The sequence below is a fragment of the Streptomyces sp. AM 4-1-1 genome, from assembly GCF_029167625.1.
Taxonomy (GTDB): Bacteria; Actinomycetota; Actinomycetes; order Streptomycetales; family Streptomycetaceae; genus Streptomyces.
Genome location: NZ_CP119145.1, coordinates 5,424,667 through 5,443,946, shown reverse-complemented (window position 1 = coordinate 5,443,946; position 19,280 = coordinate 5,424,667). Strand labels below are relative to the sequence as shown.

Here is a 19,280-nt window from a genome sequence, read left to right as displayed (position 1 = left end):
CCGCAGCGCCCCACCACGGCGGACCGGGGGCTTCGGTGCGTCTTACGCACGTACGGCCGCCTATGGCCCACCCCCGGGGCCGGGGCCAAGGGGCCAAGTCGAGGGCCCGGACCGAGGGCCCGGGTCGGCCAGGCTCCCCGACCACAGCCCTCCGCGGGTCCCTTCAGCGGTCGGAGATCCGCATCTCGAACCAGGTGACCTTGCCGCGCGGCAGCAGATCCACGCCCCACCGGTCGGAGAGCTTGTCGACGAGGAAAAGCCCCCGGCCGCTGACGTCCATCTCCTGCACGGGCATCAGACACGGCAGCCCGCGTGAGGGATCGCGCACCTCGACCCTGATCCAGCCTCGGCGGCGCACCATCCGCAGCCCGAAGACCCGGGCGCCGGTGTGCCGGACCGCGTTGCCGACGAGCTCCGAGACGAGCAGTACGGCGTACTCGGCGGTCTGCGCGGAGAGCGCCCACTGGTGCAGTACCACTCCGGCGGTGAGCCTGCGGGCGGTGGCCGCGGACTCCGGCCGCGAGGGCAACCGGATCTCCTCCTCGGCCGGGCTTCCGAACAACTCCAGCGCCTTGAACGCCTGTTCGTCCTCGGCGGCCGGCATCCAGCGCGCCGCCGCCGCACCACCGCGCTGCCGCGGCTGTTCCACACCCTCCAGGCCCGCCATACGCACCATCATGGCCGCACGGTTCGGCCTCCGGGGCCGTTCCTGAGGAATCCGCGCCCCGGAGCGACACTCCCGGGGGCGGTCGTTCGGCATATGCCATGGGCAGAAAAAATCCGTCAACACAAGCTCTGAGCTGGGCAGTTGTGGTCCTGGGGCGACTTTTCCCCTGGTCGGAGAACGCCGAGCCTGGCATCTTTCCCAAGGCCCGGCGAATCCGCCCACACGGATGAATCCCTGTCCGGCTGTACCCAACTCTCGTTCGGTCAGAGGAATTTGGCCTTGCCCGGTCCCTCCTCCACGAAGCTGCGCATCCCGCGCTCGCGGTCCTCGGTGGCGAACAGACCTGCGAACCACGTGCGTTCGATCGCCAGACCGGTGTCGATGTCGGTCTCCAGGCCCGCGTCGACGGACTCCTTCGCCGCCCGCAGTGCGAGTGCCGGGCCCTTGGCCAGCCGGCCGGCCCAGGAGTGCGCCTGCTCGTACACCTCGGCGGCGGGCACCACCCGGTCCACCAGGCCGATCGCCAGGGCCTCCTCGGCCCGCACATGACGGCCGGTGAAGATCAGGTCCTTGGCCTTGGACGGGCCGATCAGACGGGCCAGCCGCTGGGTGCCGCCCGCGCCCGGGATCAGGCCGAGCAAGATCTCCGGCTGCCCGAGCTTGGCGTTGTCGGCGGCGATCCTGAAGTCGGCGCACAGCGCCAGCTCACAGCCACCGCCCAGGGCGTATCCGGTGATGGCCGCGACGACCGGTTTGGGAATCCGGGCCACGGCGGTGAACGATTCCTGGAGCGCCTTGGAGCGCACGATCATCGCTGGATGGTCCATCGCCTCCATCTCCTTGATGTCGGCGCCGGCCGCGAACACCTTCTCGCCGCCGTGGATCACCACGGCACGGATGTCGTCGCGGCGGGACGCCTCTTCGGCGAGTTCGCGCAGCCGGTCCTGGGTCGCGATGTCCAGCGCGTTCATCGGCGGTCGGTCCAGCCGGATCGTGCCGACGCCGCCGCTTGCTTCGAGGGTTACGGTCATGGCAGGCAGGTTAACCGGCGCTAACCCGGGCGGGCCCGGTGCCGTTGGTCACAGCACCGGGCCCGCCCGGGTACGTACCGCGTCCGACCGTCCGCCGTACCGCTGGAGAGGTACGGGCGGGCCGGTGGGGAAGGGACTACCTGGTCCACTCCGACCAGGGCATGTTCCAGCCGTTGAGACCGTTGTCCGGCTGGATCACCTTGTCCTTGGAGTTCTTCACGACCACCACGTCACCGATCAGCGAGTTGTCGAAGAACCAGGCCGCCGGGGTGCTGCCGTCCCCGGCGCCGCGCACGTCCCGCAGCCCCACACAGCCGTGGCTGGTGTTGGCGGAACCGAAGACCCCGGAGCCGCCCCAGTAGTTGCCGTGGATGAAGGTGCCCGACGTGGACAGCCGCATGGCGTGCGGCACGTCCTTGATGTCGTACTCGCCGCCGAAGCCCACGGTGTCACCGTTCATCCGGGTCACCTTCAGCTTCTCGCTGATGACCATCTGACCGTTGTAGGTGGTGGTCGCCGGGGCGCCCGCGGAGATCGCGATGTCCTTGATCTCCTTGCCGTCCCTGACCACCTTCATCCGGTGCGACGCCGCGTCGACCGTGCTCACCTGACTGCGGCCGACGGTGAAGTTCACCGTCCTCGTCTGCTTGCCGTACACACCGGGGCGCCCCTCGACCCCGTCGAGACCGATCCGGACGGTGACCTTGGTGCCCGCGGCCCAGTAGTTCTGCGGGCGGAAGTCGAGGCGGTCGTTGCCGAACCAGTGACCCTCGATCGGCACGGCCGGCACGGCCGTCACCTTGATGGCCTTCTCGACGGCGTCCGGGTCGGTGATGCCCCGGGTGAAGTGGATCGAGACCGGCATGCCGACGCCGACCGTCGAGCCGTCCTCGGGGGTGTACTGCCCGACGAAGGTGTTCTTCGGGACCAGCGTCGTGAAGGTGGTGTCCTTGGCCGACTGACGGCCGTCGGTGTCCTTCGCGATCACGTGGACGGTGTACTTGGTCGCTGCCGCCAGGTGCCGCTCCGGGGCCCAGCTCGCGCCGTCCGCCGCGATGGCGCCCTCGACCTCCTGCCCCTTGGGGTCGGCGACCTTGACCGTGGTCAGCTTGCCCTGCTCCGCCGAGATCTTCAGCGCCCCGCTGGTGGCGACGGAGTCGGCGCCGTCCTTGGGCGTGATGGTGACGACCGCGCGCGACGCGGCGGTGTCCTCGACCTTCGTACCGCCGCCCTTGCCGTCGCCGCCGCTCCCGGAGGCGCCGCCCCCGCACCCCGTCGCCAGCAGCAGTGCGCTCAGCACCAGGGCCGACAGTCCGGCGGCCCTGCGGCCTCGCCGTCCGCCGTGCGCCCCGACCGATGCCCCCGAAATCGGCTGCCCGTTCACTGTGGTGTCTCCCCTCACCCGGCCTGGCATCGCCATGGCCCGGGAGCCCGAAGGCTCCTACCCCCGCGCGCCGCAATGCACGCTCGGCGCAAGATAATCACACCGGGAACGGGGATAAGTTCCTGCGAATGTCACCGTTCTGTCCCAACGTGTCCAGGGACTTCTTCCGGTGGCGCGGGACGCCGGGCCCGCTCCTCCCAGCGGATCGCCGAGCCCGCCCGGCACGCCTGCCGGCTCGGGTTCCGGCCGCCGGGTCCGTTGTCCGGAGCGAGGCGGGAGGTACGCCGCCGGGCGGTAGGGGCGGAGCAGGGGCCCGGGATCAGCCGAGGATGCCCCGGTCGTACCCGGTGGCGACGGCGGACGCGCGGTCCTTGACGCCCAGCTTGGCGAAGATGTGGGTGAGGTGGGTCTTCACCGTGGCCTCGCTGATGAAGAGTTCGGCGGCGATCGCGCGGTTCGAGGTGCCCCTGGCCACCAGCGCCAGCACCTCGCGCTCACGGGCCGACAGCGGTTCGTTGCGGGTGGCACCCGGGGCACGCACCCGGGAGACGAGCCGGGTGGCGACGGCGGGCGAGAGCACCGTGCGGCCGTCGGCGGCGGCGCGGACGGCCGTGAACAGTTCCTCGCGCGGGGCGTCCTTGAGCAGATAGCCGGTCGCGCCCGCCTCGATGGCGGGCAGGGTGTCGGAGTCGGTGTCGTACGTGGTGAGGACGAGGACCTGGGCGCGGGCGCCCCGGCGGGTCAGTTCGGCGATCGCCGCGACCCCGCCGCCGCCCGGCATCCGCAGGTCCATGAGGACGACGTCGGGGTCGAGCCCGCCGACGAGGTCGACCGCGTCGAGGCCGTTGTCCGCCTCGCCCAGTACCTCGAAGCCGGCCGCCGACTCGAACATGCCGCGCAGTCCGTCCCGTACCACGGGATGGTCGTCGACGACGATGAGCGTGATGGTGCGGGGTGTCCGGTCAGCCATGGTGGACCAACGGTACGCGAGCGCAGACGGCCGTGCCGTGGCCGGGTTCGGACTCCACCGTGACGGTCCCCGCGATGCGTTCGGCGCGGGACCGCATCCCGCCGAGGCCGAAGCCGTCGGTGCCCCGGTAGGGCGGCAGGGCGAGCGGGTCGAAGCCGCGGCCGTCGTCCCGTACGTCCAGGGTGACCTCGTCGCCCATGTACGAGAGCGTCACCCCGATCCGGGAAGCTCCGGAGTGGCGGCCCGCGTTGGCCAGTGCCTCCTCCGCGATGCGGAGCAGGGTGGCGCCGACCTCGTCGTGCAGCGGTTCGGCGGTGCCGGTCACGGTGAACCGGACGCGCGTCCCGAACCGTTCGGTCCAGCGGGCGACGGTCTTCTCCAGCGCCTCGGGCAGATCGTCCTCGGCCAGCGCGGCGGGCACCAGGTTGTGGACCGAACGACGCGCCTCGCCGAGACTGTGCCGGGCCAGGGCCAGGGCGCTGGCGAGATGGTCCCGGGCGGTCTCCGGCCGGGATTCGGAGGTGGAGGTGACCACCTGGAGCTGGGCGATGATCCCGGTCAGTCCCTGCGCGATGGTGTCGTGGATCTCGGCGGCGAGCCTGCGCCGTTCGTCCGCGACGCCCGCCTCCCGCGCCTGCACGAGGAGTTGGGCGTGCAGTCCGGCGTTCTCGGCCAGGGCCTGTTCGAGCCGGGCGTTGGTCCGCTCCAGCTCACCGATGGTCTCGACCTGGGTCCGGGCCTTCTCGGCCTCGCGGCGCTCCAGGCGGGCGAAGAGGACGGCGAGCGAGGCGTGCAGCAGATAGAGCGCGCCGAACGCGACCCAGTTCATGGCGGTGGTCGGCGGCAGGCCGCTGCCGCACTGCGCGCCCGCCATGGTGACGGCGGTGCAGAGCATCCCGACGCGGGCGAGGCGGTACGGGAGCAGACGGCCGGCGCCGAAGTAGCCGAGGATCGCGTAGACGGAGAAGAACGGGTTGCACCAGGTGAGCACGAAGGCGAGCGCGTACTGCGCGGCGTAGTAGACCCCGCTGAGGGGCCACGGAGGGGACAGGCCCGACTGGGCCCTTCCCCACCACAGTTGCAGGGCGAGTGCCGCCAGGACCAGCACCCCGACGACGTACACGTCGGTACGGGACATCAGGGCGTCGGCGGTCAGCGCGGCGAGGACGACGGAGACGGCGAGCAGGCCGTAGGGGCCGTAGCGGTGGAACCGGTCCCAGGCCTGTTCGACGGTGGGGCGCTCCGCCACGGCGGGCACGGTCACGGGCGGTCCCGTCCCGCGTGCCCCGGCCGCTGCGCGGTCGCCGGCCGTCCTCGGGGTCTCCCCGGTGGGCACCGTCCGTCCCTCCGGTGCCGTACGCGCTGTTCCCATGGGGCCCAGTGTCTCCTTCCGGCACGCCCCCTCGTCCGTCCCTCCGGTCCTGCCCCCTCCCGGCCCGCTCTCGCCCCCGGCCTCACTCACTCCCAGCGGAACGTGCGGGCCGCAAGCACCGTCAGCAGCGCCGTCCACAGGGCCATCACCCCCAGACACGCCCATCCCGGCCAGTCACCCGACGCCGCCCGGGACAACGCCTGGGAAGCGGCGCCGAACGGGGTGAGCTGGACGATCTGCCGCAGCGGGTCCGGCATCGTCTGGACCGGTGCCCAGACGCCCGCCGTGAACATCGTCACGAGGTAGGCCACGGTGCCGACGGCGGTGGCCCCCTTGGTGGTGCGGGAGAGCGCGCACAGCGTGGCGCCCAGCGCGAGCACGCTCCCGGTCGCGAGCAGCAGGGCCAGCGCGTATCCGAACGGCTGCCCGGGAAGGCGTACGCCGAAGGCCAGACGGCCGACGGCCGTCACCAGCGCCGTCGAGCAGAGGGCCGCCGCGCCGTGGAGGACGATCTGCGCGGTGAGCAGGGCGGCGGGCCGTACCGGAGTGGTCGACATCCGGCGCAGGATGCCGCGCTCGCGGTAGCCGGTGAGGACCGGCGGCATGGCCTGGAGACCGGCCATGATCATGGCGAGGAGCACGGCGACCGGGACGTACAGGTCGATGACGCGGCGTCCGCCGAGTCCGTCGTCGGCGTGCCGGAAGGACGGGACGAGGCCGAGGATCGTCATCAGGACCGTCGGGAAGACCAGAATCCAGAACTGACTGCCGCCCTCGCGGAGGAAGAGCCGGGCCTCGCACCTGAGGACCGCGACGGCCGGGCTCCCGGCGGACGTGGACGTGGACGTGGCGGTGGGGGCGGGGGTGGGGGTCGGGACCGTCGTGCTCGATGCGGGCATCTCAGGCCGCCTGTTCTGTGAGGTCGAGGAAGGCGTCGTCCAGGGAGGCTTCGGACACCCGTAGCTGGTGGGCCGTGACGCGGTGCCGGGCCAGCAGGGAGATCACCGCGTTGACCGTCTCGTCGGTGCCGTTGATGGTGATCCGGCCCTGTTTCCGTTCGGTGGAGACGGCGCCCGGCAGCTCCGCCAGCTCGGTGTCCTCCAGCGGGTGCGAGGGCGTGAAGGAGATGACGGTGGAACTGCCCGCCTTCCCGATCAGGCCGGACGGGGTGTCCATGGCGACGACCCGCCCCTGGTCGATCACGGCGACCCGGTCGCAGAGCCGCCGGGCCTCCTCCATGAAGTGGGTGACCAGGAGGACGGTCACCCCGCCGCGCCTGATCTCCTCGATGAGCTGCCAGGTGTCGCGCCGGGCCCGGGGGTCGAGGCCGGTGGTCAGTTCGTCGAGGACCACGACCCGTGGATTCCCGATCAGTGCGAGGGCGATGGACAGACGCTGTTTCTGTCCACCGGACAGCCGGCCGAACCGGGTCCCGAGGGCGGCCCCCAGCCCCAGCCGTTCGGCCAGCCGCCGCCAGTCGGCGGGGCGCGGATGGAACGCGCTGTACAGCCGGAGCGCCTCGGCCACGGTGAGCTTGGCCTGGAGTTCGCTCGTCTGGAGCTGGGCGCCCAGCAGCCGGGTCACCCGGTCGTGGTCGGCGACGGGGTCCAGACCGGCGACCCGGACGGTGCCGGTGTCGGGGACCCGCAGCCCCATGACGCATTCGACGGTGGTGGTCTTGCCCGCGCCGTTGGGGCCGAGGACGCCGAAGATCTCCCCCTCGTCGACGGCGAAGGAGACCCCGTCGACCGCCGGTCGCCCGGCGTACGCCTTCCGCAGGCCGTTCACTTCGATGATTGGCATGAGCCAAGGATTCCGGCGGGCGGTCCGGCGCGGTATCGGCCGTCACGCTCGCAACGGCATCGGCCGATCGGCTGATGCCGGGGTACGACCCGGACGGGCGGGCGACGGCGTGGCGGGGCGGGGCGGCGGGCACGGCGGTGACGGGCGGGCCGGGGCGGGGCGCGCCGCGAAAACAACATGAGCGATGTCAGTGACGAACCGTAGGCTCACTGCTGATGTCCCAAGAACATGCAGAGCACACGGACCGGTCCGCCGTGCGCTCCTTGCTGCGTCTGTGGCCCTACGTACGGCCGGTGCGCGGCCGGCTCGCCGGTGCGGCACTCGTCGCCGTCGTCGCGTCCTGCGTCGGCCTGGTCATTCCGCTCGTGCTGAAGTGGATCGTGGACGGTCCGGTCGCGGACCGGGACCCCGGCGGTGTCTGGCTCGGCGCGTTGTACCTGCTGCTCCTGGGCATCCTGGAGGCGGTGCTGTTCGGATACCGCCGATGGCTGGTGGCCCGGCCGCTGGCGGGGGTCGAGGCGTCGATGCGGGCCGATCTCTTCCGTCATCTGCAACGGCTGCCGATCGCCTTCCACGACCGCTGGCCCTCGGGGCAGTTGCTCTCGCGCGGGACGACGGATCTGATGCTGCTGCGTCTGTTCCTGGCGTTTCCGCTGACCTTCCTGCTGGTCAACGGGGTGACGATCCTGGTGGGGTTCGTCATTCTGCTGTCCCAGGAGTGGACGTTGGGGCTGGTGCTCCTCGTCCCGATCATTCCGCTGATGATCCTCTGCTCGGTGTTCGAGACGAAGTACGCCCTGGTGGCGCGGCGGGCCCAGGACCAGGTCGGCGATCTGACGACGGTGGTCGAGGAGAGCGTGCTCGGCATCCGTGTGATCAAGGGCTTCGGCCGGCACCGCAGCCAGGCGCTCGCCTTCCGGGAGCTCTCGCGGCGGCTGCGGGGCACGGAGCTGGTCAAGGCCAGGCTGCTCGCCGGCATCTGGGGCTTCATCACGACGATCCCGGAGCTGGCCATCGGCGCGGCCCTGGTGCTCGGCACGGTCCAGGTCGCGGACGGCGGACTCTCGGCGGGCACGCTGGTCGCGTTCCTCTCGACCGCGCTGGCGTTGCGCTGGCCGGTCGAGTCGATCGGCTTCCTGCTGGCGGTCAGTCAGGAGTCGGCGACGGCGACCGAGCGGTTCTTCGAGGTGATGGACGCGCCGGAGGAGCCGGAGACGGCCGTCGCGCGGACCGCTCCGCCGGACCCGGCGGAGCGCGGTGCGATGGTGTTCGAAGGGGTGGTGTTCCGCTATCCCGACGCGGAGCCGGACTCCGTGCCCCTGCTGGCCGGGATCGACCTGCGGATCGAACCGGGCGAGACGCTGGCGCTGGTCGGAGCCACCGGGTCGGGGAAGACGACGCTCACCACGCTGGTGCCCCGACTGCACGAGATCACCGCCGGACGGATCACGCTGGACGGCGAGGACATATCCCGGATGGAGCGGGAGCGGCTGCGCGAGCTGGTGTCGGTGGCGTTCGAGGAACCGACGCTCTTCTCCGCGAGTGTCGGCGAGAACGTGCTGATGGGGGCCCGGTCCGCCGGGGCGGACGAGCTGCGACGGGCACTCGCGGTCGCCCAGGCAGACTTCGTGTACGGCCTGCCGCAGGGCGTCGACACCCAGGTCGGCGAACAGGGCCTCAGCCTTTCGGGCGGTCAGCGCCAGCGTCTCGCGCTCGCCCGCGCGGTCGTCGGACGTCCCCGCTTCCTGGTGCTCGACGATCCGCTCTCCGCCCTCGACGTGCACACCGAGGCCCTGGTGGAGGCCGCGCTGCGGCGGGTGCTGGAGGAGACGACGGCCGTCGTGGTGGCCCACCGCCCGTCCACGGTGATGCTCGCGGACCGGGTCGCGCTGCTGTCGGACGGCCGGATCAGCGCGGTCGGCACCCATCAGGAACTGCTGCGCGCGAACGCCGAGTACGCGTGGCTGATGTCGGGCGCGGAAAGCACCCCCGACGGAGCGTTCCCCCCGGCGGCCCCGGCTCCCCCGGCAGCCCCGGCTCCGCCCGCTCCCCCGGCCCCGTCCGGGTCCGGGACACCCGTCGACGGCGGCGTCCCCGCCGAGGCCGAGGAGGGCCGCACCCGATGACCAGTGCCACGACCGGGACGGGTCACACCTCGGAACCGGAGGACGACGCCCCCGTCGATCCCCGTACCGGCACCGGCTCCGGTACAGCCACCACCGACACCGCCACCGACACCGCCGTCGGACCCTTCGCCGTGGCCCCGGGCACCCGTGCGGACGGGCCCGCCGGGTCGCCGGACCCCGGTGACCGGGGCGACCCGTTCGACCGGGACGCCCTCCCCTCCCCGCCCGGCGCGACCCGCGCACTCCTCGCGTCGCTGCTCGCCCCGCTCCGGGCCAGGGTCGTGCTCGCCGTGCTCTGCCTGCTGCTCCAGCAGGCCGCGATCCAGGCGGGCCCGCTGCTCGTCGCGTACGCCATCGACCGGGGCGTACCGGCGTTCCGGGAGCGGGACTACGGTCCGCTGGTCGCCGTCGGCGTCGGGTACGGGCTGTGTTCGCTCGTCGGAGGCGCCCTCCAGTACGCCTTCGTCAGGGCCTCCGCCCGGATCAACCAGGACGTGCTGCTCGATCTGCGCGGCCGGATCTTCCGCCACTCCCAGGCGCTGAGTGTGGACTTCCACGAGCGCTACACCTCGGGCCGGCTGATCTCGCGTTCGACGACGGACGTGGAGTCGCTGCGGGAACTGCTCAGCGAGGGGCTCCAGGAGCTGATCGTGGTGGTGCTCTCCTTCGTCTCCATCTCGCTGATGCTGCTCTGGCTCGACCCGGGGCTCGGCGGGGTCGCGGTGTTCTCCTTCGTACCGCTGTACCTGCTGGTACGGCTCTACCAGCGCCGCGCCGGAGTGGCCTTCGCGGCCAGGTCCACGGCCATCGCCCGGGTCATCGTGAAGTTCGCGGAGACGATGAACGGCATCCGGCCGGTGCGTGCCTTCCGCCGCGAGAGCGTCAACGACAGGGACTTCCACACGTTCAACGCCCGTCATGAGCGGACGAACGGCGACGCGTCGCTGGAGATGGCGCGGTACGTCGTCGGCTCCCGTTTCGTCGCCAACACCGCTGTCGCCGCGATCGTGCTGTGGGGGGCGTACCGGGTGGCGTCCGGGACCCTGGCGCTCGGGGTGCTCGCCGCGGCCGTGCTCTATCTGCGGCGGCTGTACGACCCGATCGACCGCCTCGGGATGTTCCTCAACTCGTACCAGTCCGCGGCGGCGTCCCTGGAGAAGATCGCGGGCCTGCTGGCCCAGGTCCCCACGGTCCCGGAGACGTCCGCGCCGCGCGAACTGCCCGCCGTCAGGGGCGGACGGCCGGGCCGCGAGGTGGTCTTCGAGGGGGTGCGGTTCGCCTACCGTACGGGCGGTGAGGTGCTGCCCCGCTTCGATCTGACGCTGCCGGCGGGGCAGACGGTGGCCGTCGTCGGCTCGACGGGCGCCGGGAAGTCGACGCTCGCCAAGCTCCTCGCCCGCTTCTACGACCCGACGGACGGACGGGTGCTGCTGGACGGCACCGATCTGCGCGAGCTGGCCCTGACGGAGCTCCGGCGGGGGGTCGTGATGGTGACGCAGGAGGCGTTCCTGTTCTCCGGGACGGTCGCCGAGAACATCGCGATCGGCCGACCGGACGCCACCCGCGAGGAGATCGTGCGGGCCGCCGAGGCGATCGGCGCGCACGACTTCATCAGCGGGCTGCCGGACGGCTACGACACGGACGTACGCAAGCGGGGCGGCCGTATCTCGGCCGGTCAGCGCCAGTTGGTGGCCTTCGCCCGCGCGCTGCTCGCCGACCCGGCGGTGCTGATCCTCGACGAGGCCACCAGCTCCCTCGACATCCCGGGCGAACGGGCGGTGCAGCGGGCCATGGACACGGTGCTGCACGGCCGCACCGCCGTCGTGATCGCACACCGCCTGTCGACGGTCGAGATCGCGGACCGGGTGCTGGTGATGGAGCACGGCCGGATCGTGGAGGACGGCGCGCCGTCCCAACTCATCGGCGGTACGGGGCGGTTCGCCGGGCTCCACCGTGCCTGGCGGGAGAGTCTGGCCTGAGGGACGGGACAGCGGGGTCCGCGTTCCGATCGGCAACGGCCCCGTGAAGTGGGCACCGGATGAGCGCTTCCGGGTTCCTCGAACACGGACCGCGCTCGGTGACGTCTTCTCAGCGAGGTGATCTGCGCGAAGCCGCGTGACCCCTCGTGCCTGGGCAAGCCGTACAGGTCGTCCTCGGTCGCGGGTAGGCCGTGGTGGGACAGGTCTCACCACGGGGTCATGTCCGTAACCATCGGAGGCTTCACGTCGGTCACCCACGTCGCCGCGCCCAGCGAACGTGCCACCGCCGAACTCAGGCAACGCCGGCGCGCCGTGCGGCACGTCACCCTCCGCCCCGACCGGATCGGCGGCGTCGCCCGTGCCGCCCTTGTCCTCAACGCGATCCGGAAATGATCACAGCTGAGAAAATGGCCGGGCACGCCGGTCCGTGATGACGCGGTTGCCCGTCTTGACTACCGGACCTCCGTCGAGACCGGGCGGAGGAAGAAGAGGCACTGGTCCGCGTTGAATTCGCCCACCTCGGCGACGAAGCGGAACTTGTCGCCCTCGCCGACTGCGGCGGGGATCTTCCTCCCGGTCAGGTGCAGGTTCCCGGTGTTGACGTCCTCGTACTTGAAGGCCGGGCCGACCGTCGTGTTCGGTCCCTTGTCGCCCGGGCCCAGGAGGAAGTCGTAGCGGGTCTCGTAGTCACCGTGGGGCGCCATGTCCACGATCGAGCCGTCGAACGCGATCGTCCGGCCCTTGTGCCTGGTCGCGAAGTCCAGGTTGGCGTCGTCGCAGTTGTCCGCCTTCAGCAGCGCCGCGAACTCCGGGTTGTTCCGAAGCGTGATCACCTCGGTGGCAGTCGACTCGGCCGCGGTCGCAGTCGCAGTCGCAGTCGCAGTCGCAGTCGCAGTCGCAGTCGGCGCAGCGGAAGGCGTTCCGCTCGCGGCGGCCGTCGACTTGCCCGGCTCGTCCTCCTTCTCGCCTCCGTCGCCGAGTGCGGAGGCGACGCCGATGACGACGGCCAGGATCACGAGGACGGCCACCGCCGAGCCGATCAGGAGCCACGGCTGCGGCTTCTTCGGCCGACGGAAGTCGAGGGTGGAGCGAAGCATGCCCTGGGCCTGTTCGACGAGCTCCCAGCCGTCCTTCTCCATCTTCGAGATCACCAGGCCGTCGGTGCCGCGAACTGTCTGCACGGTCTTGTACTCGTACTTGATCTCGTCGGCCATGCGGCTCCGCGCCCCCCAAATGGACTGTTCATACCAACTGCCTCGCGAGCATAAGGGGACTGCGCTCGCCGGTCACAGCCGTAGACGTGATCCAACCCCCGGCCCGGCGGCCCCGCGCCTCGCCGGGTCGCCGAACCCGGCTTCGGCGTCCGCGTGGACTCGCCGCTCGATCGGTGTCCCAAAGGGGTATGCACAACACGGTGTTGACGGCCGCACGGCGATTCCGCGTCCGCCGGGCGAGGAGGTCCCGCGGTTCACGAGCATCGCCCGCGGCGCTCGTCCCACCGGCCACGGGCAGCCCGCCGCGTGGTCGTGACCCGTTCAGGAGGAGGACATGTGGTCGGCACGGCACATCGTGACACCGGTATCGGAGAGGGCGTGGCACGGACAGCGCTGATGATCGCCGCGGCGCGTGCGATCGAGACCCACCGCCCCGACGCCCTGGCCCGGGACGGCTACGCGGAGCACTTCGTCCTCGCGGCCCGGGACGCCGCGGGCTGGCCGGTGCGGCCCGAGCAGGTACCGGACGGGGACGCCAACCCGCTGTGGGGACGGCTGGCGCGGTACTTCGGTCTCCGGACGAGGGTCCTGGACGACCATCTGCTGCGGTCCGCGCGCACGGGCATCCGTCAGGTCGTGCTGCTCGGGGCGGGGTTGGACTCGCGGGCGTTCCGGCTCGACTGGCCGCCGGGCTGTGTGGTGTACGAGATCGACACACTGGGGGTCCTGAGGTTCAAACAGAGGGTGCTCGACGGGCTGTGCGCCGTCCCCAAGGCGGTACGCGTACCGATCGGGGCCGATCTGGGCACCGACTGGGCCGGGGCCCTGACCGGAGCCGGTTTCGACCCGGGCGTGCCGACCGCCTGGCTGGCCGAGGGGCTGCTGCTGTACCTCCCCGCCGCGGCCGAACGGCGTCTCGTCGACACGGTGGACGGGCTGAGCGCGGACGGCAGCACGCTGATGTACGAGATCAAGCTCGGTCTGGAGTCGCCGGAATCCCGCGACAGTCCGCTGTACGCCTCGGCGAAGGAGCAGATCGGCGTGGATCTGCTCACCCTGTTCGACGAGGAACCACGGCCCGACTCCGCCGCTGATCTGGTGGGCAGGGGCTGGTCCGCGTCGGTCCGCTCGCCGTTCGACTTCACCCGCCGGCTCGGACGCGGCCCCCTGCCCGAGCCGAGGGACGCGCTGGCGGGCAACCACTGGGTGTTCGCGGACAGGCCCGGACGCTGACGGACGTCATCGGCGGCGCCCCGGGTCCCTCCATGAGGGCCGGGGCGCCGTCTCTGTCGTGCCCGAAGGACCCCGGCGCGGTCTCTGTCGTGACCCGCCGACGGCGTGCGGAGGGGTATGGAACGCGCCACACTCCGACGAGGCCCCACGGCACGTCGGCCGCCGGGCGCCCGGCCCGTCCCCGGACGGGGAGTCGTCCGGCCGGATCACGCCAAGCTCTGCTGTTCCGGGCCGGGGCGAACTCACGCCGGTGCGGACGTGTCGTTCCGTGAAACGTCCGCTTAACGAACACGGCACTTCAGGCAACGGACGAATTCTGGCCAACTTGTTGACGCGGTCCTGACAGACACGTGTCCCGGCTGACACTCTTCACCCCGTTCTGCGCACCGATTGCTCTGCCCGGCCGGTCACCCAGCCGCCGGTACCCCCCTTGCAGAAGGAGTCCGCGTGAGATCCACGCCCAGCCGTCGCGCCACAGCGACCGGCGCTCTGATAGCCACCGCAGCCCTCCTCGCCGTAGGAGTCCAGTCCGGCAGCGCCACCGCCACGCCGGGCGGCGCGACCAGCGCCGTACAGGCCGCCACCGCCACCAACCCCGGCGCCCTGCCCGCCTCACTCAGCCCGGCCCAGCGGGCCGAGCTGATCAAGGAGGCCAACGCCACCAAGGCGACGACCGCCCGGGAGCTCGGCCTCGGCTCCCAGGAGCAGTTGGTCGTCCGCGATGTCGTACAGGACCGCGACGGCACCACCCACACCCGCTACGAGCGCACCTTCGCCGGACTTCCCGTCCTCGGCGGCGACCTGGTCGTCGCCGAGACCAAGGCGGGCAGGACCGAGAGCGTGACCAAGGCGTCCCCGGCGACCACCGCCCAGCTGAAGGCCGTCGACACGACGGCCGACGTGGCACCGGCCACCGCCGAGAAGCAGGCACTGGGCGCGGCCAAGGCCGACGGTTCGAAGAGCACCAAGGCCGACCGGGCACCGCGCAAGGTCGTCTGGATGGCCCAGGGCAAGCCGCAGCTCGCGTACGAGACCGTCGTCGGCGGCCTCCAGGACGACGGCACCCCGAACCAGCTGCACGTCGTCACCGACGCCACCACCGGGGCGAAGCTCTACGAGTGGCAGGCCGTCCAGACCGGTACGGGCAACACCCAGTACAGCGGCCAGGTCACGCTGGGCACCTCGCCCTCGTACACCCTGACCGACGCCGGCCGCGGCGGTCACAAGACGTACAACCTGAACCGCGCCACGTCCGGCAAGGGAACCCTGTTCTCCGGTTCCGACGACGTCTGGGGCGACGGCACCGCGACGAACGCCGAGACCGCGGGCGCCGACGCGCACTACGGCGCCGCGCTCACGTGGGACTACTACAAGAACGTGCACGGCCGCAGCGGCATCCGCGGTGACGGTGTCGGCGCCTACTCGCGGGTCCACTACAGCAGCGGCTACGTCAACGCCTTCTGGGACGACAGCTGCTTCTGCATGACCTACGGCGACGGCAGCGGCAACACCCACCCGCTGACCTCGATCGACGTGGCCGCGCACGAGATGACGCACGGCGTCACCTCCGCCACCGCCGGTCTGGTCTACAGCGGTGAGTCCGGTGGCCTCAACGAGGCGACCTCCGACATCCTCGCCACCGCGGTCGAGTTCTACGCGAACAACGCGCAGGACCCGGGTGACTACCTCATCGGCGAGAAGATCAACATCAACGGCAACGGAACCCCGCTGCGTTACATGGACAAGCCGAGCAAGGACGGCGCGTCCAAGGACTCGTGGTACTCGGGCATCGGCAACGTGGACGTCCACTACTCCTCCGGCCCGGCCAACCACTGGTTCTACCTGCTCTCCGAGGGCAGCGGCTCCAAGGTCGTGGGCGGCGTCTCGTACAACTCGCCGACCTCCGACGGCCTCCCGGTCACCGGCATCGGCCGGGACAAGGCCGCGCTGATCTGGTACAAGGCGCTCACCACGAAGTTCAACTCCACCACCAACTACGCGGCGGCCCGCACCGGGACGCTCGCCGTGGCCGGTGAGCTGTACGGCACGAACAGCGCCGAGTACAAGTCCGTCGCGGACGCCTGGGCCGGAATCGCCGTGGGTGCGCGGCCCGGCGGCGGCGACCCCAACCCGCCCACCGGCACGGTCTTCGAGAACACCACCCCGGTCACCGTTCCGGACCGCGGCGCGGCCGTCACCAGCTCGGTCAGCGTCACCGGCCGCACCGGCAACGCCCCCAGCAACCTCCAGGTCGGCGTGGACATCACCCACTCCTACCGCGGTGACCTGGTCGTCGACCTGGTCGCCCCGAACGGGACGACGTACCGGCTGAAGAACGCGTCGCTGAGCGACTCGGCGGCCAACGTCAAGGCGACCTACACCGTCAACGCCTCCACGGTGGCCGCGAACGGGACGTGGAAGCTGAAGGTGCAGGACCTGTACGCGGGTGACAGCGGCAGGATCAACAGCTTCAAGCTCACCTTCTGACCCCGGCGCCACCGTCGGCACAGCTGATCCGGTGAACCGGTGAACCCGCCCGGGAGGAGCTTCAGCCCTCCCGGGCGGTTGTGCGTCCCGACACCGCCCACGCTCCGCGCACAGATCCGGGCCCTTCGTGTCCCCGGTCCCGTTCGGACCGCACCACGCTCCGCCCGCCCGGGTGCCGGGTGTCAGGTACCAGGTGTTGGGTCAGCGCGTCAGGAACCCCGCCCCGTCCGCCGCCGCCCCGGCCGGCAGCGCGACCAGGCCGAGTTCGGCGGACGACGCCAGCAGCCGGTGGGCGGGCAGCACCCGCACGGTGTAGCCGTACGGCCCCGTGCGGTCGAGGGCGAGCGGCCCCTCGTACAGCCAGCGGCCCTCCAGATCGACCCCGCCGACCGGCTTCAGCGGGAACGTCCGCGCGTCCGTGATCACATCCGCGGAGTCGACCCGCCCGGCGACCGCCTGCACCTCGACCTCCGACGGTTCCAGCTCGCCGAGCGTGACCCTGACCCGCAGCGACAGGGCCGATCCCAGCTCCGCGGAACCGTCCGTCCCGGTCGCCACCACCGCCTCCACATGGTCGAGGGCCACCCCCGGCCACGCGGTGCGGACGCGGGACTTCCAGTCGGCCAGCTCCCGGGCCGCGGCGGGCACCAGCGAGCGGTGGGCGCGCGCCGCGGGGGCGTACAGCCGCTCCACGTACTCACGCACCATGCGTCCGGCGAGCACCTTCGGGCCGAGTGTGACCAGGGTGCGCCGGACCATCTCGATCCAGCGCTCGGGCAGCCCCGTTCCGCCCCGGTCGTAGAAGCCCGGCGCGACCCGGTCCTCGAACAGCTCGTACAGCGCGTCGGCCTCCAGTCCGTCCCGCCGGTCCTCGTCGGTGGCGGAGCCGTCGGCGGTCGGGATCGCCCAGCCGAAGTCCGGGTCGAACCACTCGTCCCACCAGCCGTCGAGCACGGAGAGGTTGAGGCAGCCGTTGAGGGCCGCCTTCATCCCGCTCGTGCCGCACGCCTCCAGCGGACGCAGCGGGTTGTTGAGCCAGACGTCGCACCCCGGGTAGAGCTTCTTCGCCATCGCCATCCCGTAGTCCGGGAGGAAGACGATGCGATGGCGCACGCGTGGATCGTCCGCGAACCGCACCAGCTCCTGGACCAGCCGCTTCCCGCTGTCGTCGGCGGGATGGGCCTTGCCGGCGACGACGATCTGGATCGGCCGCGTCGGATGGAGCAGCAGCTCGGTGAGCCGGTCCCGGTCGCGCAGCATCAGCGTCAGCCGTTTGTACGAGGGGACCCGGCGGGCGAAGCCGACCGTGAGCACATCCGGGTCCAACACCCCGTCGATCCAGCCGAGTTCGGCCGTGCCGGCGCCTCTTCCGCGCCATGACGCGTACAGCCGCTCACGCACCTCGGTCACCAGCTGCCCGCGCAGCTCCCGGCGCAGGTCCCAGATCTCGCGGTCCGGGACGCCGGCGAAGGCGTGCCCGCTCCCGGGCTCCCCGTCCCACCGCCGCCCGTCGCCGGAGCCGCCCTCGGGCACGCCTCCCGGACCGTCCTCGCCGAAGTCCCGTCCGCCGCCTCCCGAACCGTCCCCGTCGTGTTGCGCGCCGCTCCCGCGCGCGCCCAGCCGGAACACCTCCGGGGCGACCCAGGTCGGCGCGTGCACCCCGTTGGTCACGGAGGTGATCGGCACGTCCTCCGGGTCGAAGCCCGGCCACAGTCCGGCGAACATCCTTCGGCTGACCGCGCCGTGCAGCAGCGAGACGCCGTTCGCGCGCTGGGCGAGCCGCAGACCCATCACCGCCATGTTGAAGACGTCGGGGTCGCCGCCCGGGTACGTCTCCGTGCCCAGGTCGAGCACGCGGTCCGCGTCGACGCCCGGCAGTTCGCCGTCGTCGCCGAAGTGTCGGGCGACGAGTCCGCGGTCGAACCGGTCGATGCCCGCGGGCACCGGGGTGTGGGTGGTGAAGACCGTCCCGGCCCGTACCGTCTCCAGCGCGGGGCCGAAGTCGAGTCCGGCGCCGCCGAGTTCGCGGACGCGCTCCAGGCCGAGGAATCCGGCGTGGCCCTCGTTGGTGTGGAACACCTCCGGCGCCGAGTGCCCGGTGAGACGGCAGTAGGTCCGCACCGCGCGCACCCCGCCGATGCCGAGCAGCATCTCCTGGAGCAGCCGGTGCTCGCTGCCGCCGCCGTAGAGCCGGTCGGTGACGTCGCGCTCGCGCGGTTCGTTCTCCTCCACGTCGGAGTCGAGCATCAGCAGCGGTACGCGGCCCACCTGGGCCTGCCACACACAGGCGTGCAGCGTGCGGCCGCCGGGCAGGGTCAGCACGATCCGGGAGGGGGTGCCGTCCGCCTCGCGCAGCGGGGTGAGCGGCAGTTCGTGCGGGTCGAGGACGGGATAGTGCTCCTGCTGCCAGCCGTCCCGCGACAGGCTCTGGCGGAAGTAGCCGTGCCGGTAGAGCAGCCCGACCCCGATGAGCGGTACGCCCAGGTCGCTGGCGGCCTTGAGGTGGTCCCCGGCCAGGATGCCTAGTCCGCCGGAGTACTGGGGCAGGGCCGCCGCCACCCCGAACTCGGGTGAGAAGTAGGCGACGGCCGCGGGGGGTCCGTCGTCCTGGGCGGTCTGCCGCTGGTACCACCGGGGGCCGTCCAGATAGTCCCGGAGGTCCGCGGCCGCCTCCGCCTGCCGGTGCGCGAACGTCCGGTCCTCGGCCAGCTCGGCGAGGCGCGCGGCGGACGCGGTGGCGAGCAGCTGTACGGGGTCGATGTCCGCCGCGCGTGTCCCGTCGGGGCCGAGTGCCCGGAAGAGCTCGCGGGTCGGGGTGTGCCAGGACCAGCGCAGATTGCGCGCGAGGTCGTCGAGGGGTCGGAGGGCTTCGGGCAGGACGGGGTGCACGGTGAATCGACGAATGGCCTTCACGCTTCCACCTTTACAGGGGTCGTACCGATCCGGAGGGACCGCACCGCTGACTGCGCCGTCGCGTCACCCCTGAACGGCATGGGCGCCGCGCGCCCCCCGGT

14 protein-coding genes are annotated in these 19,280 nt (G+C 71.8%); 5 read left to right on the top strand and 9 right to left on the bottom strand.

Going from position 1 to position 19,280, the window contains the following annotated elements; genetic code table 11:
* Nucleotides 1–163: 163 nt before the first annotated feature.
* The 7 genes from PZB75_RS23150 to PZB75_RS23120 all read right to left on the bottom strand — a co-directional run bounded on the left by PZB75_RS23150 (nucleotide 164) and on the right by PZB75_RS23120 (nucleotide 7,227).
* The gene (locus tag PZB75_RS23150) at nucleotides 164–679 is read right to left on the bottom strand and encodes an ATP-binding protein (protein ID WP_275537215.1); all 516 of its coding nucleotides are present in this window, start codon (nucleotides 677–679) and stop codon (nucleotides 164–166) included.
* Nucleotides 680–930: 251 nt separating this feature from the next.
* Nucleotides 931–1,698, bottom strand: coding sequence for an enoyl-CoA hydratase-related protein (locus PZB75_RS23145; protein ID WP_275537214.1), 768 nt, complete (start codon nucleotides 1,696–1,698; stop codon nucleotides 931–933).
* A gap of 136 nt (nucleotides 1,699–1,834) precedes the next feature.
* A complete protein-coding gene (locus PZB75_RS23140; RefSeq protein WP_275537213.1) occupies nucleotides 1,835–3,082 on the bottom strand; it encodes an Ig-like domain-containing protein in 1,248 nt (415 codons plus the stop codon).
* Between the two features lie 319 nt (nucleotides 3,083–3,401).
* Nucleotides 3,402–4,052 carry a response regulator transcription factor gene (locus PZB75_RS23135; protein WP_275537212.1) on the bottom strand — a complete coding sequence of 217 codons (651 nt, stop codon included), beginning with the start codon at nucleotides 4,050–4,052 and terminating at the stop codon, nucleotides 3,402–3,404.
* Nucleotides 4,045–5,301, bottom strand: coding sequence for a sensor histidine kinase (locus PZB75_RS23130; protein WP_275538833.1), 1,257 nt, complete (start codon nucleotides 5,299–5,301; stop codon nucleotides 4,045–4,047). The genes PZB75_RS23135 and PZB75_RS23130 overlap by 8 nt, the downstream gene beginning before the upstream one ends.
* A gap of 209 nt (nucleotides 5,302–5,510) precedes the next feature.
* Nucleotides 5,511–6,323 carry an ABC transporter permease gene (locus PZB75_RS23125; protein WP_275537211.1) on the bottom strand — a complete coding sequence of 271 codons (813 nt, stop codon included), beginning with the start codon at nucleotides 6,321–6,323 and terminating at the stop codon, nucleotides 5,511–5,513.
* Between the two features lies 1 nt (nucleotide 6,324).
* Nucleotides 6,325–7,227, bottom strand: coding sequence for an ABC transporter ATP-binding protein (locus tag PZB75_RS23120; RefSeq protein WP_275537210.1), 903 nt, complete (start codon nucleotides 7,225–7,227; stop codon nucleotides 6,325–6,327).
* A gap of 215 nt (nucleotides 7,228–7,442) precedes the next feature.
* On the opposite strand from PZB75_RS23120, the gene PZB75_RS23115 reads away from it, so the two are divergent.
* The 3 genes from PZB75_RS23115 (at nucleotide 7,443) to PZB75_RS23105 (ending at nucleotide 11,725) form a co-directional block, all read left to right on the top strand.
* Nucleotides 7,443–9,353, top strand: coding sequence for an ABC transporter ATP-binding protein (locus PZB75_RS23115; RefSeq protein ID WP_275537209.1), 1,911 nt, complete (start codon nucleotides 7,443–7,445; stop codon nucleotides 9,351–9,353).
* Nucleotides 9,350–11,332, top strand: a complete 1,983-nt coding sequence (locus PZB75_RS23110; RefSeq protein ID WP_275537208.1) for an ABC transporter ATP-binding protein — start codon at nucleotides 9,350–9,352, stop codon at nucleotides 11,330–11,332. The genes PZB75_RS23115 and PZB75_RS23110 overlap by 4 nt, the downstream gene beginning before the upstream one ends.
* A 219-nt stretch (nucleotides 11,333–11,551) precedes the next feature.
* The gene (locus PZB75_RS23105; RefSeq protein ID WP_275537207.1) at nucleotides 11,552–11,725 is read left to right on the top strand and encodes a hypothetical protein; all 174 of its coding nucleotides are present in this window, start codon (nucleotides 11,552–11,554) and stop codon (nucleotides 11,723–11,725) included.
* 59 nt (nucleotides 11,726–11,784) lie between these two features.
* On the opposite strand, the gene PZB75_RS23100 is transcribed toward PZB75_RS23105, so the two are convergent.
* Entirely contained in the window at nucleotides 11,785–12,546 is a 762-nt protein-coding gene (locus tag PZB75_RS23100; protein WP_275537206.1) for a DUF4839 domain-containing protein, read from the bottom strand.
* 336 nt (nucleotides 12,547–12,882) lie between these two features.
* Between PZB75_RS23100 and PZB75_RS23095 the strand changes: the two genes are divergently transcribed.
* Nucleotides 12,883–13,779, top strand: a complete 897-nt coding sequence (locus PZB75_RS23095; protein ID WP_275537205.1) for a class I SAM-dependent methyltransferase — start codon at nucleotides 12,883–12,885, stop codon at nucleotides 13,777–13,779.
* Between the two features lie 447 nt (nucleotides 13,780–14,226).
* Complete coding sequence (locus tag PZB75_RS23090; RefSeq protein ID WP_275537204.1) at nucleotides 14,227–16,266, top strand: M4 family metallopeptidase; 2,040 nt, start codon at nucleotides 14,227–14,229, stop codon at nucleotides 16,264–16,266.
* A 201-nt stretch (nucleotides 16,267–16,467) separates the two neighbouring features.
* Here the strand turns inward: PZB75_RS23090 and glgP are convergent, their stop codons facing one another.
* Nucleotides 16,468–19,179 (bottom strand): alpha-glucan family phosphorylase, encoded by a 2,712-nt coding sequence (gene glgP, locus PZB75_RS23085; RefSeq protein WP_275537203.1) that lies wholly within the window; start codon nucleotides 19,177–19,179, stop codon nucleotides 16,468–16,470.
* Between the last annotated feature and the right edge of the window lie 101 nt (nucleotides 19,180–19,280).

Excerpts from the sequence above, each read along its gene's own strand:
- PZB75_RS23150 (WP_275537215.1), bottom strand. The coding sequence starts at position 679 with ATGATGGTGCGTATGGCGGGCCTGGAGGGTGTGGAACAGCCGCGGCAG.
- PZB75_RS23145 (WP_275537214.1), bottom strand. The coding sequence starts at position 1,698 with ATGACCGTAACCCTCGAAGCAAGCGGCGGCGTCGGCACGATCCGGCTG.
- PZB75_RS23135 (WP_275537212.1), bottom strand. The coding sequence starts at position 4,052 with ATGGCTGACCGGACACCCCGCACCATCACGCTCATCGTCGTCGACGAC.
- PZB75_RS23125 (WP_275537211.1), bottom strand. The coding sequence starts at position 6,323 with ATGCCCGCATCGAGCACGACGGTCCCGACCCCCACCCCCGCCCCCACC.
- PZB75_RS23120 (WP_275537210.1), bottom strand. The coding sequence starts at position 7,227 with ATGCCAATCATCGAAGTGAACGGCCTGCGGAAGGCGTACGCCGGGCGA.
- PZB75_RS23115 (WP_275537209.1), top strand. The coding sequence starts at position 7,443 with ATGTCCCAAGAACATGCAGAGCACACGGACCGGTCCGCCGTGCGCTCC.
- PZB75_RS23110 (WP_275537208.1), top strand. The coding sequence starts at position 9,350 with ATGACCAGTGCCACGACCGGGACGGGTCACACCTCGGAACCGGAGGAC.
- PZB75_RS23105 (WP_275537207.1), top strand. The coding sequence starts at position 11,552 with ATGTCCGTAACCATCGGAGGCTTCACGTCGGTCACCCACGTCGCCGCG.
- PZB75_RS23100 (WP_275537206.1), bottom strand. The coding sequence starts at position 12,546 with ATGGCCGACGAGATCAAGTACGAGTACAAGACCGTGCAGACAGTTCGC.